The sequence below is a fragment of the Vibrio crassostreae genome, from assembly GCF_041439375.1.
Lineage (GTDB): Bacteria > Pseudomonadota > Gammaproteobacteria > Enterobacterales > Vibrionaceae > Vibrio > Vibrio crassostreae_D.
The window spans coordinates 1-19,908 of record NZ_JBGONY010000041.1; the positions used below are offsets into that span (position 1 = coordinate 1).

Below are 19,908 nucleotides of genomic sequence, written 5' to 3' on the forward strand. Positions count from 1 at the left end.
AACCGAGGTCCACGGATTTGCAATCCGCTGCATAGCCACTCTGCCAAGGCGCCTTAGTAACTCCAATCGAATAGCTCATTGCCATCCTCTTGGGTACGGGATGCATTCTACGGATTCAGACGATTGAGTCAATATTATTTTTGTATTTTTAATTCGTTTGAATAGATTTCATACGAAACAGGCCAAATAGCTGACTTTATGTTCAAAGCACACTGTGAGCAGGTTATTCAAAGGAGATCTATATCACATTAGATATCCACTATTGATAACTTAACGTTAGGTTAAAGATCAAAAAAGCGAGCCTCAGCTCGCTTCTTCATCAATGATGTTTTTCGTCTAACAAGTCGTCTTTGGCGGCCATCAAGTATTGCGCCATCGACCAGTAGGTTAGAATCGTTGCAACGTAGAGCGCGATGTAACCAACCCAAACCATCCAATCGTCATAACGCCAAATAAGCACCCACAACGCGAACATCTGAGAAACCGTTTTAACCTTACCGACCCAAGATACAGCAACACTTGCACGTTTACCGATTTCAGCCATCCATTCACGAAGCGCTGAAATGATGATCTCACGAGCTATCATGGTCACTGCTGGGATAGTCACCCAAATCGAGTGGTAATGCTCAGTAATCAGGATAAGAGCCGTAGCAACCAACACTTTGTCAGCCACCGGATCAATGAAGGCACCGAAGCGAGACGTTTGCCCTAACTTACGAGCTAGCATGCCATCTAGCCAATCAGTGAAACCTGCTACCCAAAACACCATCGCAGCAGCAAAAGGAGCCCATTGATAAGGTAGATAGAAAACGACAACGAATACTGGGATCAAAAATAGTCTCAGTAATGACAAAATATTAGGTATATTCAAACGCATATTATTGGGCTCTTATTAATTGCGCTTTAATGGTGCGGGATTTTTACTATTGTTTCAATGCTTGATAAATGTTTTCTGCCAAAGAATGACTAATGCCCGGCACTTTGGCTATTTCTTCGACAGTTGCACGCTTAAGTTCTTGTAAGCCACCCATATATTTCAGCAAAGCTTGACGACGCTTAGGTCCAACACTTTCAATTCCTTCCAAAGCACTGGTTCTTCGCGTTTTACCACGTTTCGCCCTATGCCCTGCAATCGCGTGATTATGGCTTTCGTCACGGATGTGTTGGATAAGGTGCAGTGCTGGAGCATCACTGGGTAAATTGAACTCTTCCCCTTCTAAAGTCACTAGAGTCTCTAAACCCGGTTTACGAGTCACGCCTTTCGCAATACCCATCATTCTTGGTCTAAACGGCCAATCACCCCAATATTGAGAAATGATCTCATGCGCGCGGTTTAGCTGACCTTTACCACCATCGATAAAGATGATGTCTGGGATCTTGTCGACATCGAGTTGCTTCGAGTAACGTCTCTCAAGCGCCTGAGCCATCGCAGCGTAGTCATCACCACCGGTAATACCCGTGATGTTGTAACGACGGTACTCCGGTTTCACCGGGCCTTCCTGATTGAACACCACACAAGACGCAATCGTGCTTTCACCCATGGTATGACTGATATCGAAACATTCCATGCGCTTAATCGCATCCATCGACAGCACTTCTTGTAGCTCTTTGAAGCGCTGATTGATGGTCATCTTGTGATTAATCTTGGTCGTAATCGCCGTTAACGCATTGGTGTTCGACAATTTAAGGTAACGACCACGAGTACCAGAAGGGTTTGTGTTGAAATGGATCTTACGACCTGCAACTTCACACAAAGCTTCTTGGATTGGTGTGACGTCTTCCATCAGGTCCGCGTTCAGAATCAAACGGGTTGGAATGGTTCTCGCTTCATTATGCGCTAAGTAATACTGACTTAAAAAGCTCGAAAAGACCTCTTCTCGCACCGTATTGTTTGGAATCTTAGGAAAGTGGCTTCGGCTACCTAAGACTTTACCTTGGCGAATCATCAAGATATGAATACACGCCACACCATTCTCTTGAGCAAAGCCCAACACATCCATATCTTCCATAGAGTCGTCAGATACATACTGTTGTTCTTGCACACGTCGAATCGCTTGGATTTGATCGCGGAAAGCGGCGGCTTGTTCAAAGCGAAGCTCTCGGCTGGCCGTGTCCATCTTCTCGATGAGCGTCTCTAGCACCAACTTATCTTTCCCTTGCAGGAATAGACGAACATAGTCGATAAGCTCACTGTACTCTTCATCAGAGATAATCGAGCTAACACATGGCGCAGCACAACGACCAATTTGATACATCAAGCATGGGCGGGTTCGGTTTGCATAAACCGTGTCTTCACACTGACGAGCAGGAAAGATTTTTTGTATTAAGTGTAGCGTCTCACGCACAGCGCCGGAGTCAGGATAAGGACCAAAGTATTCACCCTTTTTCTTTTTAGCACCGCGGTGCATCGACAAACGAGGATGCTTGTGACCGCTAATGAAAATATAAGGGTACGACTTATCATCACGCAGAAGTACGTTGTATTTCGGCAGATACTGCTTGATGTAGTTGTGCTCAAGAATAAGAGCTTCGGTTTCCGTGTGCGTTACAGTCACATCAATCTTGTCGATGTTGCTGACTAGAGCGCGTGTTTTTTCACTGTCGACTTTTTTACGGAAATAACTGGAAAGGCGTTTTTTGAGGTTCTTAGCTTTACCGACGTAAATAACAACAGCCTCGGCGTTATACATTCGATAAACGCCGGGCTGTTCTGTTACTGTCTTGAGGAATGAGACTGAGTCAAACAAGTTGGTCACTATACGATCTCAGTGTTAAAGGGTCTCAGTGTCTAACATTCCATGTCTAATCGCTAAGTGCGTCAGCTCTACATCGCCACTGATATCCAGCTTGCTGAACAAACGGTAGCGGTAACTGTTGACTGTTTTAGGACTTAGATTGAGTTGTTCTGAAATATCCGTCACTTTCTGACCTTTGGTAATCATCATCATGATTTGAAGTTCACGTTCAGATAAGTCTGCGAATGGATTTTCAGACGCAGGCGAGAATTGGCTCAAAGCCATCTGCTGCGCAATTTCTGGTGAAATGTATCGTTGGCCACTATTAACCACTCGAATTGCATTTACCATTTCATCCGGACCTGCTCCTTTAGTAAGGTAACCAGCAGCCCCAGCTTGCATCACTTTAGTTGGAAACGGATTTTCCGTATGAACAGTTAAAACGATGATTTTAACATCAGGGTTGAAACGCAAGATTTTCTTGGTTGCTTCTAAGCCACCAATACCAGGCATATTCATATCCATCAAAATAACGTCAGTATTGTTAGTACGACACCATTTTGCAGCATCTTCACCGCTTTCAGCTTCCCCTGCTACGTTCATTCCACGGACGTCTTCAATAATACGTCGTATCCCTGTGCGAACCAGCTCGTGATCATCTACAAGGAAAACATTTATCAAACTTGTATCTCCACACTATTAATTGGCTCTGCAACCACTGTGTCGTTTCATCTGTTTGAAACAATTAAACAAAGGAACAGTGGATCGCAGCATTGAGTACATCTTAACTTAATTACTAAAAAAAAGCTCTGTTGAATATGTGCTGAAACACGAACTTTAGCAAGTACTTATTAACAAATAAACCAACTAAAACAACAAGCTTTTTCTAAAAATCAATCAGTTAAAACAACACCCAATAAAATTACACAAGATAAAGATATTTTCAATACCATTGAATAACCATTCTCGACAATTTCACTTATTTGCTTATAGAGTCCCGTTATTTCGCTCTGTTAACTAGAATTTAGTTAGTATTTTTGCTGCCTGTTGTGCGCTGAGGGTCGCTAGGTGGTAATATTCGATTCCCAATTTCAATAGGTTACTACATTGGATATTCAGCAAGGCTTTGTGCTCACAAGACAAGCAAGAGACTTTTCAGGGCGCACGCAAATCGACTTGTGGTTAAGCACCCCTCAAGGCCCTACTCTACTGACAATTCAAAATGAAAAGCCTGTATTTTTCGTCGCGCAAGCTGATGTAGAAGCATGTCAGGCTATCGCAGCGAAAGAGTCAATCAATTGCAAATTCAAGCCTCTAGGGCTAGCCACATTCGAGCAAACGCCTCTAGCCGCGTGTTATACATCTCTGTCGAGAAGTAGTTTTGGCTTAGCGCAAGCCTTTCACAACGAAGAAATCCAAACCTTTGAAAGCGATATTCGACTCGCCGATCGATATCTGATGGAACGATTTATCAAGGGAAGTATTGAGTTCACCGGATCTGGTACGCAAAAAAATAAGTATCGTCGAGTCTCAAGCGCAAAATGCCGAGCAGGTGATTACTTACCCAACCTATCAGTGGTCTCACTTGATATTGAGTGTTCAGAAAAAGGCGTGCTTTATTCAATTGGCCTAGACAGCCCGATGGACAGTCGAGTGATCATGGTCGGCGAACCACAACGAGCTGAAACCAATATCCAATGGGTAGCCAACGAAAAAGCGCTACTCGAAGCAATGATAGCTTGGTTCTCTGAATTTGATCCTGACATCATCATTGGTTGGAACGTTATTGACTTCGATTTTAGGCTGCTGCACAAACGTTCAGAATGGAACGAAGTGAAGCTCAACATCGGCAGAGACAATCAACCGAGCTTTTTCCGTAGTTCGGCACAAAATCAACAAGGTTTTATCACTATTCCCGGGCGCGTTGTCTTGGATGGTATCGATATGCTTAAAACGGCGACCTATCACTTCCGCTCATGGTCGCTGGAGTCGGTATCGCAAGAGCTACTTGGTGAAGGCAAAGACATCCACAACGTTCATGACCGCATGGATGAGATCAACCGGATGTTTAAGTTCGATAAGCCTTCACTCGCCAAGTACAACCTTCAAGACTGTGTGCTAGTAAACCGCATCTTCGAGCACACTCACCTACTCGACTTCGCCATTGAGCGCTCTCGATTAACCGGTGTAGAGCTGGATCGCGTTGGTGGCTCTGTTGCTGCCTTTACTAATTTATATCTTCCTCAAATCCACAGAGCGGGTTATGTCGCACCTAACTTAGAGCCGGAGAACTGGATTGCCAGCCCCGGTGGCTACGTAATGGATTCTATTCCTAACCTGTATGACTCAGTTCTGGTACTCGATTTTAAAAGCCTATACCCGTCCATCATTCGTTCGTTTTTGATTGACCCTATGGGGCTTATTGAAGGATTGAAACTGGAACTAGGTCCAGACGAAAACCAAGCGGTTGATGGTTTTCGCGGTGGGCAATTCCACCGCTCTAAACACTTTCTGCCTGAGATGATTGAAAACCTCTGGGCAGCACGTGATGTTGCGAAGAAGAACAACGAAAAAGCATTCTCTCAGGCGATTAAGATCATCATGAACTCATTCTATGGGGTGTTAGGTTCGTCTGGCTGCCGTTTCTTTGATACGCGCTTGGCCTCCTCTATCACCATGCGTGGGCATGAGATCATGAAGCAAACTAAAGTTCTGATCGAAGATAAAGGCTATCAAGTGATTTATGGGGACACAGATTCAACCTTCGTGTCTCTGAATGACAGCTATGATCAGGAAAAAGCAGACGAGATCGGAAACGCACTGGTCGCTTACATCAACGATTGGTGGACGAACCACTTAAAAGAAACCTACAACCTGACTTCTATACTCGAATTGGAATACGAGACTCACTATCGCAAGTTTCTAATGCCAACCATTAGAGGCTCAGAAACAGGCTCGAAGAAACGTTATGCGGGCTTAATCACTCAAGGTGATAAAGAGAAGATCATCTTTAAAGGACTAGAGAGTGCGCGCACCGATTGGACACCTCTCGCACAGCAATTCCAACAAACCCTGTATGAGATGGTATTTCACGACCAAGACCCAACTGACTACGTGAGACAGTTTGTTGATGAGACTTCAGCAGGTAAACACGATGATTTATTGGTTTATCAGAAGCGTCTACGTCGTAAACTGCATGAGTACCAGAAGAACATTCCGCCACAAGTTCGCGCCGCAAGATTAGCCGACGAGATCAACGCTCAGCTTGGTCGTCCGCTTCAATACCAGAACAAAGGGCGTATTGAGTATTTGATTACTCTGAGTGGCCCTGAGCCGAAAGAGTATTTAAAGAGCGGTATCGATTATCAGCATTACATCGACAAACAGATTAAACCGGTCGCAGAGGCTATTTTGCCCTTCATCGGTTTAGATTTTGAGAGAGTCAGCGGGCAGCAGTTAGGTCTATTCTAAAACTACTTTGAGCTGTAATAGAAACAAAAAAGCAGAGGAGTGTTCAATTCGCTCTGCTTTTTTATATCGATAGATTACGAAGCTCTATCCGATTCGAAACTCTGTTTTCTGGTACTGCTTAACTAGCCACTCTCCAAAACCATCCAGAATGCCGATAACCGAACGTTTCGGAATCGCTCTTCCAGAAAGTAAAATGCCCAATCGTTGAATTTCAACTTCTCTATCTGGGTGATACTTCAAGAACTGTTGGCCACATTCGACAGGATCATCAAACCAATACTTATCGCGATACATCACCAAAGAGTAGCTCGCTCTTAGCAGCTTCTTGGCAATGATCACTTGCGCGGCCACTTGTTGTTCTGGTGTTGTTGCTCGGGCAATTTTGTTGCGATACACCGCTAACCAGTTTTCCGCATCCATGTTCCAATGCTTGGCAATTTCCCAACTCGTTTCAAAATCGCCATAGCAATCCGATAGATCTTCACCGTGCACACACACGGCCAAATGCTTCAGCATAAAGCCCCAAGTGAAGATATTGTCGAAATCGACTATCTCGCTCACTAAGGTGGTTTTAATTGCGACTTGAGTAACCTGCGGGAAGCTTTTTTGGAAGCGCCATTTAATGGTATTCAACAGCGTGGTTCGCTGATCAGGAAACGGGCGGTGTGTCACCACAACCACATCAAGATTTGAGCGACCGACAACGGCTTGCTTGCGAGCGACACTGCCATAAATATAGACACTGTGTAGATTAGAACCTAACCCACCTTTTAAGAAGGTAATCAGATCGTTAACCACAGGTTGGAATTCAGGTTGAAAAGGCTGTGTTGGGTCAATAACAGGTAGCTGCATAGGTCGTTTCGGCAAATAAAATCATGATTTAACTGTGACTCTATGATCGCTTAGGTGACTTTATGATTCAAGCTATTCCTATTTATAGCATCTCCGAGATATAATCAGCGGATAGACCCAATAAGGACAAACACAAAATGCCTAGAGCAAGTGAAATTAAAAAAGGTTTTGCTATCACAGTAGAAAGCAAAACAGTGATCGTTAAAGATATCGAAGTAACAACACCAGGCGGCCGCGGCGGCCAAAAAATTTACCGCTTCCGTGGTAACGATGTAGCAACTGGCGTTAAAACTGAAGTTCGCCACAAGGCTGACGAAATCGTTGAAACTATCGACGTAACCAAGCGTGCAGTAATGTTCTCTTACGTTGATGGCAACGAGTACATCTTCATGGACAACGAAGATTACACACAATTCATCTTCAACGGTGAAACAATCGAAGACGAACTACTGTTCATCAACGAAGAAACTCAAGGCATGTACGCGATCCTTATCGATGGCAACGCTGCAACGCTTGAGCTTCCAACATCTGTTGAGCTAGTTATCGAAGAGACTGACCCTTCAATCAAAGGTGCATCAGCGTCTGCTCGTACTAAGCCTGCTCGTCTTTCTACAGGTCTTACTATTCAAGTACCTGAATACATCGCGACTGGCGACAAAGTAGTAGTAAACACTGCTGAACGTAAATACATGAACCGCGCAAGCTAAGATACTTATTATGACCGAAGCTAACGACCTAATGTCTTATGACGACGCAATTGACACTGCATACGACATCTTTCTAGAGATGGCACCTGACAACCTAGAACCTGCAGACGTGATTCTTTTCACGGCTCAGTTTGAAGATCGTGGCGCAGCAGAGCTTGTTGAAACTGGCGATGATTGGGTTGAACATGTTGGCTTTGAAGTCGACAAAGAAATCTACGCTGAAGTGCGCATTGGTCTTGTGAATGAAGCTGATGACGTTCTAGACGACGTATTTGCTCGCATGCTGATCAGCCGTGACCCAGAACATAAGTTCTGTCACATGCTGTGGAAACGCGACTAATACCGCTGTTGACGCTCATCTGCATGAGTAAACAAGTATTCATGTAAGCGAGTTAAAAGTTAGCCGAGCCGATTGCTCGGCTATTTTTATCACGCCATTTCTCATCGTGATTACTCACTTTCATCATCAACTTTAGATTCACTGATTATGACCAAAGCAAAAACAGACACACAATCAAAAGGCTATGCCTGCATTGGCCTAGTTAACCCAAAGACGCCTGAAAACGTAGGCTCTGTAATGCGAGCAGCTGGCTGCTACGGCGCCAACTCTGTGTTTTACACTGGTACACGCTACGACCATGCGCGAAAATTCCATACCGACACCAAAGAAAAGCACCTAGCCCTGCCTTTAATTGGTGTTGAAGAGCTGAAAGATATTATTCCAGTAGGCTGCGTGCCGGTTGCTGTTGATCTGATTGAAGGTGCTAAGCCACTACCTGATTACAAGCACCCACCACGTGCGTTTTACATTTTTGGCCCAGAAGATGGCACGCTAAAGAAAGAGATCACCGACTTCTGTCGTGAGACGATTTACGTTCCAACCAACGGCTGCATGAATCTAGCGGCATCAGTGAATGTTGTGCTTTACGACCGACTGGCGAAAGGCGATAACTTCTCGAATCATAAATAGTCAAAGATGCGAAATACGAAATACGAAATACGAAATACGAAATACGAAATACGAAATACGAAATACGAAATACGAGCAGATTATAGATGCGCGTACACGAAAGACACGCTTACTGTCGTTTATAGCAGCATGTTTTCGATACTCGGTTATTCGCATCCCTCATCTTCTATTGCTTCAGACGTAAAAAAACCTGCTCAATGAGCAGGTTTTTAGTATTCAGTGCTTTCAGCTAATGAAGCTTACGCGTAAGAACTTACGTAATTACTGACGTGTTCTTGGCTTAGCTGGTTTAGCCGGACGACCGTTGTTCAGCTTAGGCTTACTTTTGTTAGCCTGAGGTTTGCCTTTGTTTGCAGCTGGAGCACTACGACCTGAATCAGGTGTTGTAGTACCGCGAGTTGCAGGCTTCTTGCGTTTAGTTTGGTTGCTACGGCCTTTTGGTGCGTTTGCACGCTCTTCGTGACGCTTAACAGCACGACGAATTTTTTGGCTACGAGAACGCTCACGCTTACGAGAAGTGTTTGAAGGATCAAGATCCAACAAAGTCTCTTTCTCTGGCTTAAGCTCAACAAGCTCACGCAGGTAGTTAACTTCTTGAAGATCTAGCTCTTTCCAACCGCCACGAGGCAGTTTCTTATCAAGGTAGATATCACCGTAACGTACACGTTTCAGGCGGCTTACTGTTGTTTCTTGAGATTCCCAAAGACGACGAACCTCACGGTTACGACCTTCGTTAATCGCTACGTAGAAAGTATGATTCATACCTTCACCGCCAGCGTAAACCACATCTTCAAAACGAGCCATGCCGTCTTCAAGTTGTACGCCACGAGTAACGTTTTTTACTTTTTGCTCAGTCACTTCACCAAACACACGTACTAAGTACTCACGTTCAACCTGACGGCTTGGGTGCATTAGACGGTTTGCAAGTTCACCATCAGTAGTGAAAAGCAAAAGACCCGATGTGTTTGCATCAAGACGACCAACTGAAATCCAACGAGAACCACGGATCTTAGGTAGACGATCGAAAACAGTACGGCGGCCTTCAGGATCGTGACGAGTACAAAGCTCACCTTCAGGTTTGTAGTAAGCAAGTACACGACAAACCACTTCTTCAGAAGCCTTGCCTGAAACAGTATGGCCATCGATACGGATCACTGAGTTCTCGTCTTCAAGACGCTCGCCCAGTTTCGCAACTTGACCGTTAACACTTACACGACCAGATTTGATTAAACCTTCTAGTTCACGACGAGAACCGTGACCAGCTCGCGCTAAAACCTTCTGTAATTTTTCGCTCATTTACTCTTTTCTACCTAATTGTCGTCTTCACAGACGTCGAATGAATTTTTCGCGACCAAATCGCGGTCGCGTATTATCGCAAATAACCTGACAAAAAGCACTTGTTATTTACTCTGGCAGGTTTGCTGTATCGTTACAGACTGTTAATCAGTAAAGCGATTATTCAAACGGCGCAGGATCGCCAGCACCACGACGTAGAACCACGGCATCATCATCACTAAAGTCAATAACCGTCGTCGGTTGCTCACCTAAGTAACCACCATTCAAAATGACATCAACCGCATGCTCTAGGCTGTCACGAATTTCTTCTGGATCCGACTCAGTTGTCTCGTTACCCGGAAGAATCAATGACGTCGACATCAGTGGTTCGCCCATCGCTTCCAACAAGTCGAGTGCAATCTTGTTGTCTGGGACACGAATACCAATCGTTTTACGCTTGGCGTTCATCAAACGCTTTGGTACTTCTTTGGTTGCTTTAAAGATAAACGTGTAAGCACCTGGCGTGTGTGCTTTCAGTAGACGGAAAGCCACGTTATCGACGCGTGCATACAGTGATAATTCAGAAAGATCACGGCATAACAACGTGAAGTTGTGCTTGTCATCGATGCGACGAATTTTACAGATACGTTCAAGTGCTTGTTTGTTTTCAAGCTGACAGCCCAGCGCATAACCGGAATCTGTTGGATAAACCACTACGCCGCCATTACGAATAATCGCAACCGCTTGAGTAATTAAGCGTGCTTGTGGGTTATCTGGGTGTACATAAAAAAACTGGCTCATTGTTGATCCTCGTTATCGAATCTCTCGACTCTATCATCAGAAGGAGCTGGTTCACCTAAAGACTATTCAGATGGTGAAACCGTTTGAAACTCCCAATCTTTCCATACTTCTTCGACCCCAGAAGGTAGCCAGAGATTACGTCCAAGTTCCATCCACGGAGATGGGTAATGGAAATCACTGCCTTGGGAGGCTAATAGTTTGTATTGTATAGCATAATCCGCGAGTGTGCGTCTTTCTTGTTGCGCTTGCTGAGGTTGAGCGACTTCCATCGCATCCCCTTTCGCTTCAACAAATGCAGCTAGCAAGCGCTTAACCCACTTGGCTGTAAGGCCATATCGCCCAGGGTGAGCGAGTACGGCTTGGCCACCAGCAGCATGAATGGCCGTGACAGCATCACTCATTGAGCACCACGTCGGCGGCACATAACCTGGGTTATTGCGAGTAAGAAACTTTTTAAACACCTGCTGCATGGTTTTTGCGTAGCCGTTGTCGACTAACCACTTAGCAAAGTGAGCGCGAGTAATAGGCGCATCACCTGCAATCAATTTAACTTCTTCTAGCACCCCTTCACGAGTCGCTTTCTCAAGACGTTGAGCAATCATCTCTGCGCGTCCAATACGGTGTTGCTTCTGTTGCTCAATGAGCGCTTTGAGTTCTGGTGACTCAGGATCAACGTTTAACCCAACAATATGAATATCTTTGTTTTGCCAAACGGTCGAAATCTCAATGCCGTTGATCAGCTGAATAGGAAGGTTGTTATCAGCAATATAGCTGCGTGCTTCAGCAAGCCCATCAGTCGTGTCATGATCTGTAATCGCTAGCGCTTCGATATTAAAGCCAAGCGCTCGGTCAATTAGCTCAGGTGGAGTAAGTCGGCCATCTGAGGCTGTTGTATGACTATGTAGATCAATTCTCATATATTCTTTTTCATTGTTTTCAATTTTTATCGTTATATTTGTGTCAACACACTTGACCCGCAAGCGGAAAACTAGTTAACTAGTACACAAATACGAAGTATCACATTTGATAGGTTCACCATGTTACAAGAATTTAACCAAAACCATAAAGATAAAGTTTTAGAACTTTCTTCAGTAGAAGCAAGTTCAGAGCTTAATTGGTGGCGCACTTGGACAAGTTCTTGGTGGGCTAACGTGTACTTCTAGTTAAACAGTTTGTTTATAAAAAAGTTATCACTAAGCCCGCTTTAATAGCGGGCTTTTTAATTTGTCGAACATCTCACATTCAACTGACTAACAAATCATCGAATTGACCATATTCTAGATTGGGTGAAAGGTATCTTTATGCGACTATGTACGGCAGGAAATTTAAAGAATCATAAAGGAGGTCTTGTGAACAAGGCCATTGAAATCAAAAAGCTGGGAACCATTGAGGTCATCAATTCATCAGTTCCTTACTCGCAAGATCCAACCAGCGTTTTTCATACTCTGTGTGAAAACAAAACAGACAGTTTGCTGTTGGAATCGGCTGAGATTGAATCCAAACAGAACCTAACAAGCCTGCTCCTTATCGACTCTGCTGTTCGTATCGTATGTCGCGGACATGAAGTAACCTTTCAAGCATTGACTGAAAACGGTCAAGCGCTTATCAAAAATCTCACTCAAAACGTGAAAGCAGAAATAAAATCTGACCTTACTGATAACGTTTTGACGCTGACTTTTGTCGAACCAAGCAACGAATTAGACGAAGACTCACGTTTAAGAGAAGCCTCTTCATTCGATGCACTGCGTTTGGTTCAGCACAGCTTTGAGCAAGACGCAGATAACAAACACGCGCTATTCATGGCGGGCTTATTCGCTTACGACATCGTGGCTAACTTTGAACCGCTAGGTGATGCTGAAGCAACCAACAATTGTCCTGACTTTGTATTCTACGTTGCGGAAACACTATTGCGTTTCGACCACCAAGAGAACGAAGGCCTACTTCATGCGAGCTTGTTCGCTCAAGATGACAGCATCAAAGCGCAATTAACTGACCGTTTAGCCGACATTCAAACTCAGTGCCAGTCACTGAAAGCAATCACTGAAGTAACGCCGCTCGACAACGTTGAAGCGGTACCGAGCGTTTCAGATGAAGACTTCTGCCAAACGGTTCGTGATTTAAAAGAGTACGTAGTTAAAGGCGACGTATTCCAAGTGGTGCCTTCACGCCGCTTTACTTTACCTTGCCCTGCTCCACTGGCGGCTTATAAAGAACTTAAGCAAAGTAACCCAAGCCCTTACATGTTCTACATGCAAGACGAGCTGTTTACTCTATTCGGTGCATCTCCAGAAAGTGCGCTTAAGTACGAGACCGAAACCAATCAAATCGAGATCTACCCAATTGCGGGTACTCGTCGTCGCGGCAAGCGTCCTGATGGTCAAATTGATTTCGACCTAGACAGCCGTATCGAGCTTGAACTGCGCACCGACAAGAAAGAAAACGCCGAGCACATGATGCTTGTCGACCTAGCGCGTAACGATGTGGCACGTATTGCCGAAGCTGGCACTCGCCACGTAGCAGACCTACTGAAAGTTGATCGCTACAGCCATGTGATGCATTTGGTTTCTCGTGTTGTTGGTCAACTGCGTGAAGACTTAGATGCGCTGCACGCTTACCAAGCTTGTATGAACATGGGTACGCTAACAGGCGCACCAAAAATCCGCGCAATGCAGCTTATTCGTGATGTAGAAAAAACGCGTCGTGGTAGCTATGGCGGTGCAGTAGGTTACCTAACAGGTGAAGGCACGTTAGATACGTGTATCGTGATTCGTTCTGCTTACGTTGAAGATGGTGTAGCACAAGTACAAGCTGGCGCTGGTGTAGTATTCGACTCAGACCCACAAGCAGAAGCTGATGAGACTCGCGGCAAAGCTCAAGCGGTCATCTCTGCGATTCAAGCAGCGCATACTAAGAGCTCTGCTACAAACCAACACTCATCAAATAAGAAGGAGTCGTAATCATGGCTGATATTGTATTCATCGATAACTTCGACTCGTTCACTTACAACCTTGTAGACCAATTTCGTTCATTAGGTCACAGCGTTAAGATTTACCGTAACAACATTCCCGCAAAGGTGGTTGAAGCGGCGATCAACGAATTAGACAACCCTGTTGCCCTACTTTCACCTGGCCCCGGCGCTCCAGCAGACGCGGGCTGCATGCCTGAGCTGATTCAGCTGCTAAAAGGCAAAGTGCCAATGATTGGCATTTGCTTAGGCCACCAAGCGATCGTTGAAGCTTATGGCGGTACCGTTGCAGGCGCAGGCGAAATCATTCATGGTAAGGTGTCAATGATGGAACACCAAAACCATGCGACTTACCAAGGCTTACCTTCGCCACTGGCTATTGCTCGCTACCACTCTTTAGTGGCAACGCATGTATCCGATAGCCTAACGGTGACCGCTGAAGTCGATGATTTGGTGATGTCTGTAATTCAAGAACAAGACAAGGTTTGTGGATTCCAATTCCACCCTGAATCAATTATGACGACCTACGGTGCAACGCTTCTAGCAAACGCTATCGAATGGGCTCTTGAGAAACCTCTTCGCCTTGAAAAGACTGGAAAATAGGAAACGATCATGGAACAGATTAATAAACTTTACGAACAGCAGTCTCTTACTCAAGAAGAAAGCCAACAATTGTTTGATGTGATCATCAAGGGCGAACTTGACCCAATCTTGATGGCTTCTGCGCTAACGGCACTGAAAATCAAAGGCGAAACGCCCGATGAGATCGCAGGTGCAGCGAAAGCACTGCTTGCGAATGCAAACCCGTTTCCGCGCCCTGATTACGATTTCGCAGACATCGTAGGTACAGGTGGCGACGGTCACAACACCATTAATATCTCGACGACTTCTGCATTTGTTGCCGCAGCGTGTGGCTTAAAAGTCGCGAAACACGGTAACCGTAGTGTATCGAGCAAATCAGGCTCTTCCGACCTACTGGATTCATTCGGTATCAACCTAGCGATGACAGCAGAAGACACACGTACTGCTGTTGATGAACTTGGCGTAGCATTCCTATTTGCTCCGCAGTATCACGTTGGTGTACGTCACGCGATGCCGGTTCGTCAAACAATGAAAACGCGCACTATCTTCAATATTCTTGGCCCACTGATTAACCCTGCTCGCCCTAACATCGAGCTAATGGGTGTTTACAGCAAAGAGTTGGTTCGCCCGATCGCAGAAACCATGCTGCAAATGGGCATGAAGCGTGCTGCGGTTGTTCACGGTAGTGGCCTAGATGAAGTGGCGATTCATGGCGAGACTATCGTTGCTGAAATTAAAGATGGCGAGATTAACGAGTACACCGTAACTCCGGCTGACTTTGGTTTGAACACTCACCCTCTTGAAGCAATCAAGGGCGGCGAGCCAGAAGAAAACAAAGCCATCACAACCGATATACTGACGGGTAAAGGCACTGATGCTCAAGTTGGCGCAGTGGCAGTCAACGTTGCTCTACTGATGCGTCTATTTGGTCATGAAGATCTAAAAGCCAACGCACAACAAGCAATTGACGCGATGAACTCAGGTAAAGCTTACGAGCTTGTGCAAAAGCTTGCTGCTCACGCCTAACGAACGACGAATTGAGACAAAGAACATGACACAGACTACCGATAAACTGTCGACCCACGTTTCAGTCAAAGAAGCTGAAATGGCGGAAGTATTAGCAAAAATCGTTCGTGATAAATACCAATGGGTTGAAGCGCGTAAGCAGGCTCAACCACTAGACGAGTTTAAAGCAGCGTTAACCGCAACAGACCGCAGCTTTTATGATGCACTGAGCAGTGAACAAACCGTTTTCATCACTGAATGTAAAAAGGCATCTCCGTCAAAAGGTTTGATCCGTGACGAGTTTGACCTGGACTACATTGCATCGGTTTACAACAACCACGCTAATGCGATTTCAGTGCTAACAGACGAGAAATACTTCCAAGGTAACTTTGAGTTTTTGCCGAAGGTTCGCAGCATTGCTAAGCAACCTATTCTGTGTAAAGACTTCATGGTTGATACCTACCAAGTGTACCTAGCTCGTCACTACTCTGCTGACGCAATCTTGCTGATGCTATCGGTATTAGATGACGAAGAGTACAAAGCACTTGCTGAAGTCGCTCACTCACTCAATATGGGTGTACTAACCGAAGTCAGTAATGAAGAAGAACTTCATCGCGCTGTCGCTTTAAAAGCAAAAGTGATCGGTATTAATAACCGTAACCTACGTGACCTTTCGACTGACTTGAACCGTACCAAAGAATTGGCTCCGCTGATTCGCGAACTGGCTCCAAACGCCATCGTGATTTCAGAATCTGGCATCTACACACACCAACAAGTCCGTGACCTTTCAACGTTTGCAGATGGCTTCCTAATCGGTAGCTCTCTAATGGCAGAGAAGAACCTTGAACTTGCGGTGCGCAAAGTAACGCTTGGCGAAAACAAGGTATGTGGTTTAACCCACTCCGATGATGCAGCAAAAGCGTATCAAGCAGGTGCAGTCTTCGGTGGTTTGATTTTCGTTGAAGCGTCTAAACGTCATGTGGATATCGAAGGGGCTCGTTTAACCATGAGTGGCGCTCCTTTGAACTATGTCGGCGTGTTCCAAAACCATAGCGTTACTGACGTGGCAAAAACGGTTTCTGAGCTAGGCCTGTTCGCTGTGCAGCTGCACGGTGACGAGTCTCAAGCGTTTGTCGATGAACTAAAGCAATCACTGCCTGAAAGCGTTGAGATTTGGAAAGCCTACGGTGTTGCTTCTGGTGCTGCTTCCGGTGCTAAAAGCTCACTACCAGAATTACTGGAAAGCAACGTGACTCGTCACCTACTAGATACTAAAGTGGGTTCTCAAACTGGCGGTACAGGCCAAGCGTTCGATTGGAGCCTAATCAACAACCAAAGCGCAATCATGTTGGCAGGTGGTCTAAATCCAGACAATGCTAACCAAGCCGCTAAGTTGGGCTGCTTAGGGTTAGACCTAAACTCTGGTGTTGAATCGGCACCAGGTAAAAAAGACGCAGACAAGCTGCAACGTGCTTTTGCAGCGATTCGTAATTACTAGTCCAAGCTCGGCGCTAGAAATTAGGAAGCAGAAACTAAAAACATATTTGTGAGCTTTGCCTTTGCGAAGCTCAAACAAGACTAAATGATTTGGTGTGAAGACACACCAATAGAATTGAAGGAATAACATAATGGCTAAACTCGATGCCTACTTTGGTGAATACGGTGGTCAATACGTACCGCAGATCCTAGTGCCAGCACTAGACCAACTTGAACAAGCATTTATCGATGCACAAGCCGATCCTGAGTTCCGCAGCGAATTCATGACGCTTCTTCAAGAATACGCTGGTCGTCCAACGGCACTAACGCTAACTCGTAACCTGACTAAAGGTACAAAAACCAAACTGTACCTTAAGCGTGAAGATCTACTTCACGGCGGCGCACACAAGACAAACCAAGTACTTGGTCAAGCATTGCTAGCAAAACGCATGGGTAAACAGGAAATCATCGCTGAAACTGGCGCAGGCCAACACGGCGTGGCAACGGCTCTAGCTTGTGCTCTATTAGGCCTTAAGTGTCGTGTATATATGGGTGCAAAAGACGTTGAACGTCAAAGCCCGAACGTGTTCCGTATGAAGCTAATGGGCGCAGAGGTTATCCCTGTTCATTCTGGCTCTTCAACGCTAAAAGATGCATGTAACGAAGCGCTACGTGACTGGTCTGCAACTTATGAAGACGCGCACTACCTACTGGGTACTGCTGCGGGTCCTCACCCATTCCCAACAATCGTTCGTGATTTCCAACGCATGATTGGTGAAGAAACGAAGAACCAAATCCTAGCTCGTGAAGGTCGCCTTCCTGATGCGGTTATCGCTTGTGTCGGCGGTGGTTCAAACGCTATCGGTATGTTCGCGGATTTCATTGAAGAAGAGTCTGTTCGCCTAATCGGTGTAGAGCCGGCTGGTAAAGGTATTGATACCGACCAACACGGCGCGCCGCTTAAGCACGGTAAAACAGGTATCTTCTTCGGTATGAAAGCACCACTGATGCAAGATGAGAACGGCCAAGTAGAAGAGTCTTACTCTGTTTCTGCGGGTTTAGATTTCCCATCGGTTGGCCCTCAACACGCGCACCTAAATGCTATTGGCCGTGCTGAATACGACAACGTAACCGATGACGAAGCACTCGAAGCATTCCAATTGATTGCACGTAAAGAAGGTATTATCGCTGCGCTAGAGTCATCTCATGCTTTGGCTCATGCAATCAAAATGGCTCACGACGAACCTGAAAAAGAACAGCTGTTAGTGGTTAACTTATCTGGTCGTGGTGACAAAGACATTTTCTCCGTACACGACATTCTTAAAGAGAAAGGAGCATTATAATGGATCGCTATCAATCACTCTTCACTCGCTTAGCTGAAAAAAATCAGGGTGCATTTGTACCATTCGTAACAGTTGGCGATCCTAACCCTGAACAGTCTCTTAAGATCATGGAAACTTTGGTTGAAGCAGGTGCTGATGCGCTTGAACTTGGTATTCCGTTCTCAGATCCGCTTGCAGATGGCCCAACTATCCAAGGCGCAAATATTCGCGCGTTAGATTCTAAAGTAACGCCTGATGTGTGTTTCGAGCTTATTGGTCAAATTCGCGCTAAATACCCAGAGCTACCAATCGGCCTACTGATGTACGCAAACTTGGTATACGCACGTGGCATTGAAAACTTCTACGAACGCTGCGCAAATGCAGGTATCGATTCAGTATTGATTGCAGATGTACCAACCAACGAGAGTGGCGAGTTTGTTGCTGCAGCGAAGAAGTTTGGCGTTCACCCAATCTTTATCGCTCCACCAACAGCAAGTGATGAGACGCTTCAATCGGTTTCTGAGCTAGGTGGCGGCTACACTTACCTACTTTCTCGTGCTGGCGTAACGGGTGCAGAAACCAAGGCAAACATGCCAGTAACGGCTCTACTTGATCGTTTGAACAAATTTGATGCACCACCAGCACTGCTTGGTTTCGGTATCTCTACTCCTGAACAAGTGAAAGAAGCGATTGTAGCTGGCGCTGCTGGTGCTATCTCTGGCTCAGCGGTTGTAAAAATCATTGAGAACAACGTTGAACAGCCAGAAGCAATGCTTAAAGCATTGGCTGAGTTTGTAACGCCAATGAAAGCTTCAACACAGAAGTAATCTTTAGCATTCGCTAAACACGACTGTAGATTCTAAAAGGCACCACAGATGTGGTGCCTTTTTTATTGTTGTCAGAAAAACTCACTAATCATCAACTTTCATCGCCTTCTTAATCGCAGCCTCATTGAGTGTCGCTTTAATGGGATCAGTGATTTTATCCACTAAGTCGACAGGCATTGGGAATACGATGGTCGTGGTGCGTTCATTCGCGACCTCGGTTAATGTCTGCATATAACGTAACTGAATGGCGTTAGGCGCTTTGTTCAGCACTTCTGCGGCTTCTCTTAGCTTAGTGGATGCCTCTAGCTCACCTGTTGCATGTATCACCTTAGCTCGACGAGAACGCTCTGCCTCTGCTTGTTTCGCAAGAGCTCGCACCATACTGTCATCAAGATCAACATGCTTAATCTCGACATTGGCAATCTTAATCCCCCAGTTATCGGTGTGCTGATCAAGAATTGATTGTAAATCTCTGTTGAGCTCTTCTCGCTCAGACAACAGCTCATCCAATTCATGCTGACCTAGAACAGACCGCAACGTGGTTTGTGAGAGTTGGCTAGTGGCTTCGAGATAGTTCTCCACGTTGTTGATTGCCATCTTAGGATCAAGCACTCGGAAATAGACCACAGCGTTAACCTTAACCGACACATTATCTCTGGTGATCAAATCTTGTGTTGGTACATCTAAAACGATGGTTCGCAAGTCGACTCGCACGATTTGTTGAATGAAGGGAATGATGATAATTAACCCTGGCCCTTTCACACCGTAAAAGCGCCCTAAGAAGAACACTACTGCACGCTCGTACTCGCGCAGAACTCTGAACATACTAGCTATCAACAAGATAACAAGCACGATAACAATACCTATAGTGTGTATAAACATAACCGCCCCCTAATGGTAACGATGGTTAAGCAATAAAT

The 19,908-nt window shown here is 45.3% G+C and carries 19 protein-coding genes and 1 other annotated feature; of the genes, 11 read left to right on the forward strand and 8 right to left on the reverse strand.

The window, feature by feature from the left end:
* Positions 1-319: 319 nt before the first annotated feature.
* Genes pgsA through uvrY form a run of 3 tightly spaced genes read right to left on the reverse strand, consistent with a single transcriptional unit; the run spans position 320 to position 3,416 of the window.
* Entirely contained in the window at positions 320-877 is a 558-nt protein-coding gene (gene pgsA, locus ACED45_RS16255; RefSeq protein WP_019821134.1) for a CDP-diacylglycerol--glycerol-3-phosphate 3-phosphatidyltransferase, read from the reverse strand.
* A 46-nt stretch (positions 878-923) separates the two neighbouring features.
* Positions 924-2,756, reverse strand: a complete 1,833-nt coding sequence (gene uvrC, locus ACED45_RS16260) for an excinuclease ABC subunit UvrC (RefSeq protein WP_371714472.1) — start codon at positions 2,754-2,756, stop codon at positions 924-926.
* A gap of 15 nt (positions 2,757-2,771) precedes the next feature.
* On the reverse strand, positions 2,772-3,416 hold the full coding sequence (uvrY, locus tag ACED45_RS16265) for a UvrY/SirA/GacA family response regulator transcription factor (protein ID WP_004729778.1): 645 nt from the start codon (positions 3,414-3,416) through the stop codon (positions 2,772-2,774).
* Between the two features lie 426 nt (positions 3,417-3,842).
* Here uvrY and ACED45_RS16270 point away from each other — a divergent pair, with 426 nt between their 5' ends.
* Entirely contained in the window at positions 3,843-6,206 is a 2,364-nt protein-coding gene (locus tag ACED45_RS16270) for a DNA polymerase II (RefSeq protein WP_371714473.1), read from the forward strand.
* Between the two features lie 84 nt (positions 6,207-6,290).
* Here the strand turns inward: ACED45_RS16270 and ACED45_RS16275 are convergent, their stop codons facing one another.
* Positions 6,291-7,058, reverse strand: coding sequence for a hypothetical protein (locus ACED45_RS16275; protein ID WP_017629621.1), 768 nt, complete (start codon positions 7,056-7,058; stop codon positions 6,291-6,293).
* Between the two features lie 137 nt (positions 7,059-7,195).
* Between ACED45_RS16275 and efpL the strand changes: the two genes are divergently transcribed.
* The 3 genes from efpL to ACED45_RS16290 all read left to right on the forward strand — a co-directional run bounded on the left by efpL (position 7,196) and on the right by ACED45_RS16290 (position 8,735).
* Positions 7,196-7,765 carry an elongation factor P-like protein EfpL gene (efpL, locus tag ACED45_RS16280; protein ID WP_017055115.1) on the forward strand — a complete coding sequence of 190 codons (570 nt, stop codon included), beginning with the start codon at positions 7,196-7,198 and terminating at the stop codon, positions 7,763-7,765.
* A gap of 10 nt (positions 7,766-7,775) precedes the next feature.
* Positions 7,776-8,105: an HI1450 family dsDNA-mimic protein gene (locus ACED45_RS16285; RefSeq protein WP_004741258.1), complete on the forward strand. Its 330-nt coding sequence runs from the start codon at positions 7,776-7,778 to the stop codon at positions 8,103-8,105.
* A gap of 147 nt (positions 8,106-8,252) precedes the next feature.
* On the forward strand, positions 8,253-8,735 hold the full coding sequence (locus ACED45_RS16290; RefSeq protein ID WP_017061495.1) for an RNA methyltransferase: 483 nt from the start codon (positions 8,253-8,255) through the stop codon (positions 8,733-8,735).
* 261 nt (positions 8,736-8,996) lie between these two features.
* On the opposite strand, the gene rluB is transcribed toward ACED45_RS16290, so the two are convergent.
* The 3 genes from rluB to rnm form a co-directional block, all read right to left on the reverse strand.
* Positions 8,997-10,031 carry a 23S rRNA pseudouridine(2605) synthase RluB gene (gene rluB, locus ACED45_RS16295; RefSeq protein ID WP_017055112.1) on the reverse strand — a complete coding sequence of 345 codons (1,035 nt, stop codon included), beginning with the start codon at positions 10,029-10,031 and terminating at the stop codon, positions 8,997-8,999.
* Between the two features lie 159 nt (positions 10,032-10,190).
* Positions 10,191-10,811, reverse strand: a complete 621-nt coding sequence (locus ACED45_RS16300; RefSeq protein WP_009848751.1) for an L-threonylcarbamoyladenylate synthase — start codon at positions 10,809-10,811, stop codon at positions 10,191-10,193.
* 62 nt (positions 10,812-10,873) lie between these two features.
* Positions 10,874-11,728: an RNase RNM gene (gene rnm / locus ACED45_RS16305; protein ID WP_048659601.1), complete on the reverse strand. Its 855-nt coding sequence runs from the start codon at positions 11,726-11,728 to the stop codon at positions 10,874-10,876.
* Between the two features lie 120 nt (positions 11,729-11,848).
* Between rnm and ACED45_RS16310 the strand changes: the two genes are divergently transcribed.
* From ACED45_RS16310 to trpA, 7 genes are all read left to right on the forward strand, one after another.
* Positions 11,849-11,974, forward strand: a complete 126-nt coding sequence (locus ACED45_RS16310) for a trp operon leader peptide (RefSeq protein WP_009848753.1) — start codon at positions 11,849-11,851, stop codon at positions 11,972-11,974.
* Positions 11,921-12,035, forward strand: a sequence feature (Trp leader region). (Overlaps the previous gene by 54 nt.)
* A 125-nt stretch (positions 12,036-12,160) precedes the next feature.
* Positions 12,161-13,768 (forward strand): anthranilate synthase component 1, encoded by a 1,608-nt coding sequence (locus tag ACED45_RS16315; RefSeq protein WP_146492138.1) that lies wholly within the window; start codon positions 12,161-12,163, stop codon positions 13,766-13,768.
* Positions 13,769-13,770: 2 nt separating this feature from the next.
* Positions 13,771-14,379 carry an aminodeoxychorismate/anthranilate synthase component II gene (locus ACED45_RS16320; protein ID WP_371714474.1) on the forward strand — a complete coding sequence of 203 codons (609 nt, stop codon included), beginning with the start codon at positions 13,771-13,773 and terminating at the stop codon, positions 14,377-14,379.
* Positions 14,380-14,388: 9 nt separating this feature from the next.
* On the forward strand, positions 14,389-15,384 hold the full coding sequence (trpD, locus tag ACED45_RS16325) for an anthranilate phosphoribosyltransferase (protein WP_146492139.1): 996 nt from the start codon (positions 14,389-14,391) through the stop codon (positions 15,382-15,384).
* A 25-nt stretch (positions 15,385-15,409) separates the two neighbouring features.
* On the forward strand, positions 15,410-16,861 hold the full coding sequence (gene trpCF, locus ACED45_RS16330; RefSeq protein WP_371714475.1) for a bifunctional indole-3-glycerol-phosphate synthase TrpC/phosphoribosylanthranilate isomerase TrpF: 1,452 nt from the start codon (positions 15,410-15,412) through the stop codon (positions 16,859-16,861).
* A 130-nt stretch (positions 16,862-16,991) separates the two neighbouring features.
* On the forward strand, positions 16,992-18,182 hold the full coding sequence (gene trpB / locus ACED45_RS16335; protein WP_107899574.1) for a tryptophan synthase subunit beta: 1,191 nt from the start codon (positions 16,992-16,994) through the stop codon (positions 18,180-18,182).
* Entirely contained in the window at positions 18,182-18,988 is an 807-nt protein-coding gene (gene trpA, locus ACED45_RS16340) for a tryptophan synthase subunit alpha (protein WP_371714476.1), read from the forward strand. The genes trpB and trpA overlap by 1 nt, the downstream gene beginning before the upstream one ends.
* Before the next feature lie 84 nt (positions 18,989-19,072).
* Here the strand turns inward: trpA and ACED45_RS16345 are convergent, their stop codons facing one another.
* Positions 19,073-19,870: a slipin family protein gene (locus ACED45_RS16345; protein ID WP_048664711.1), complete on the reverse strand. Its 798-nt coding sequence runs from the start codon at positions 19,868-19,870 to the stop codon at positions 19,073-19,075.
* Positions 19,871-19,908 lie beyond the last annotated feature (38 nt).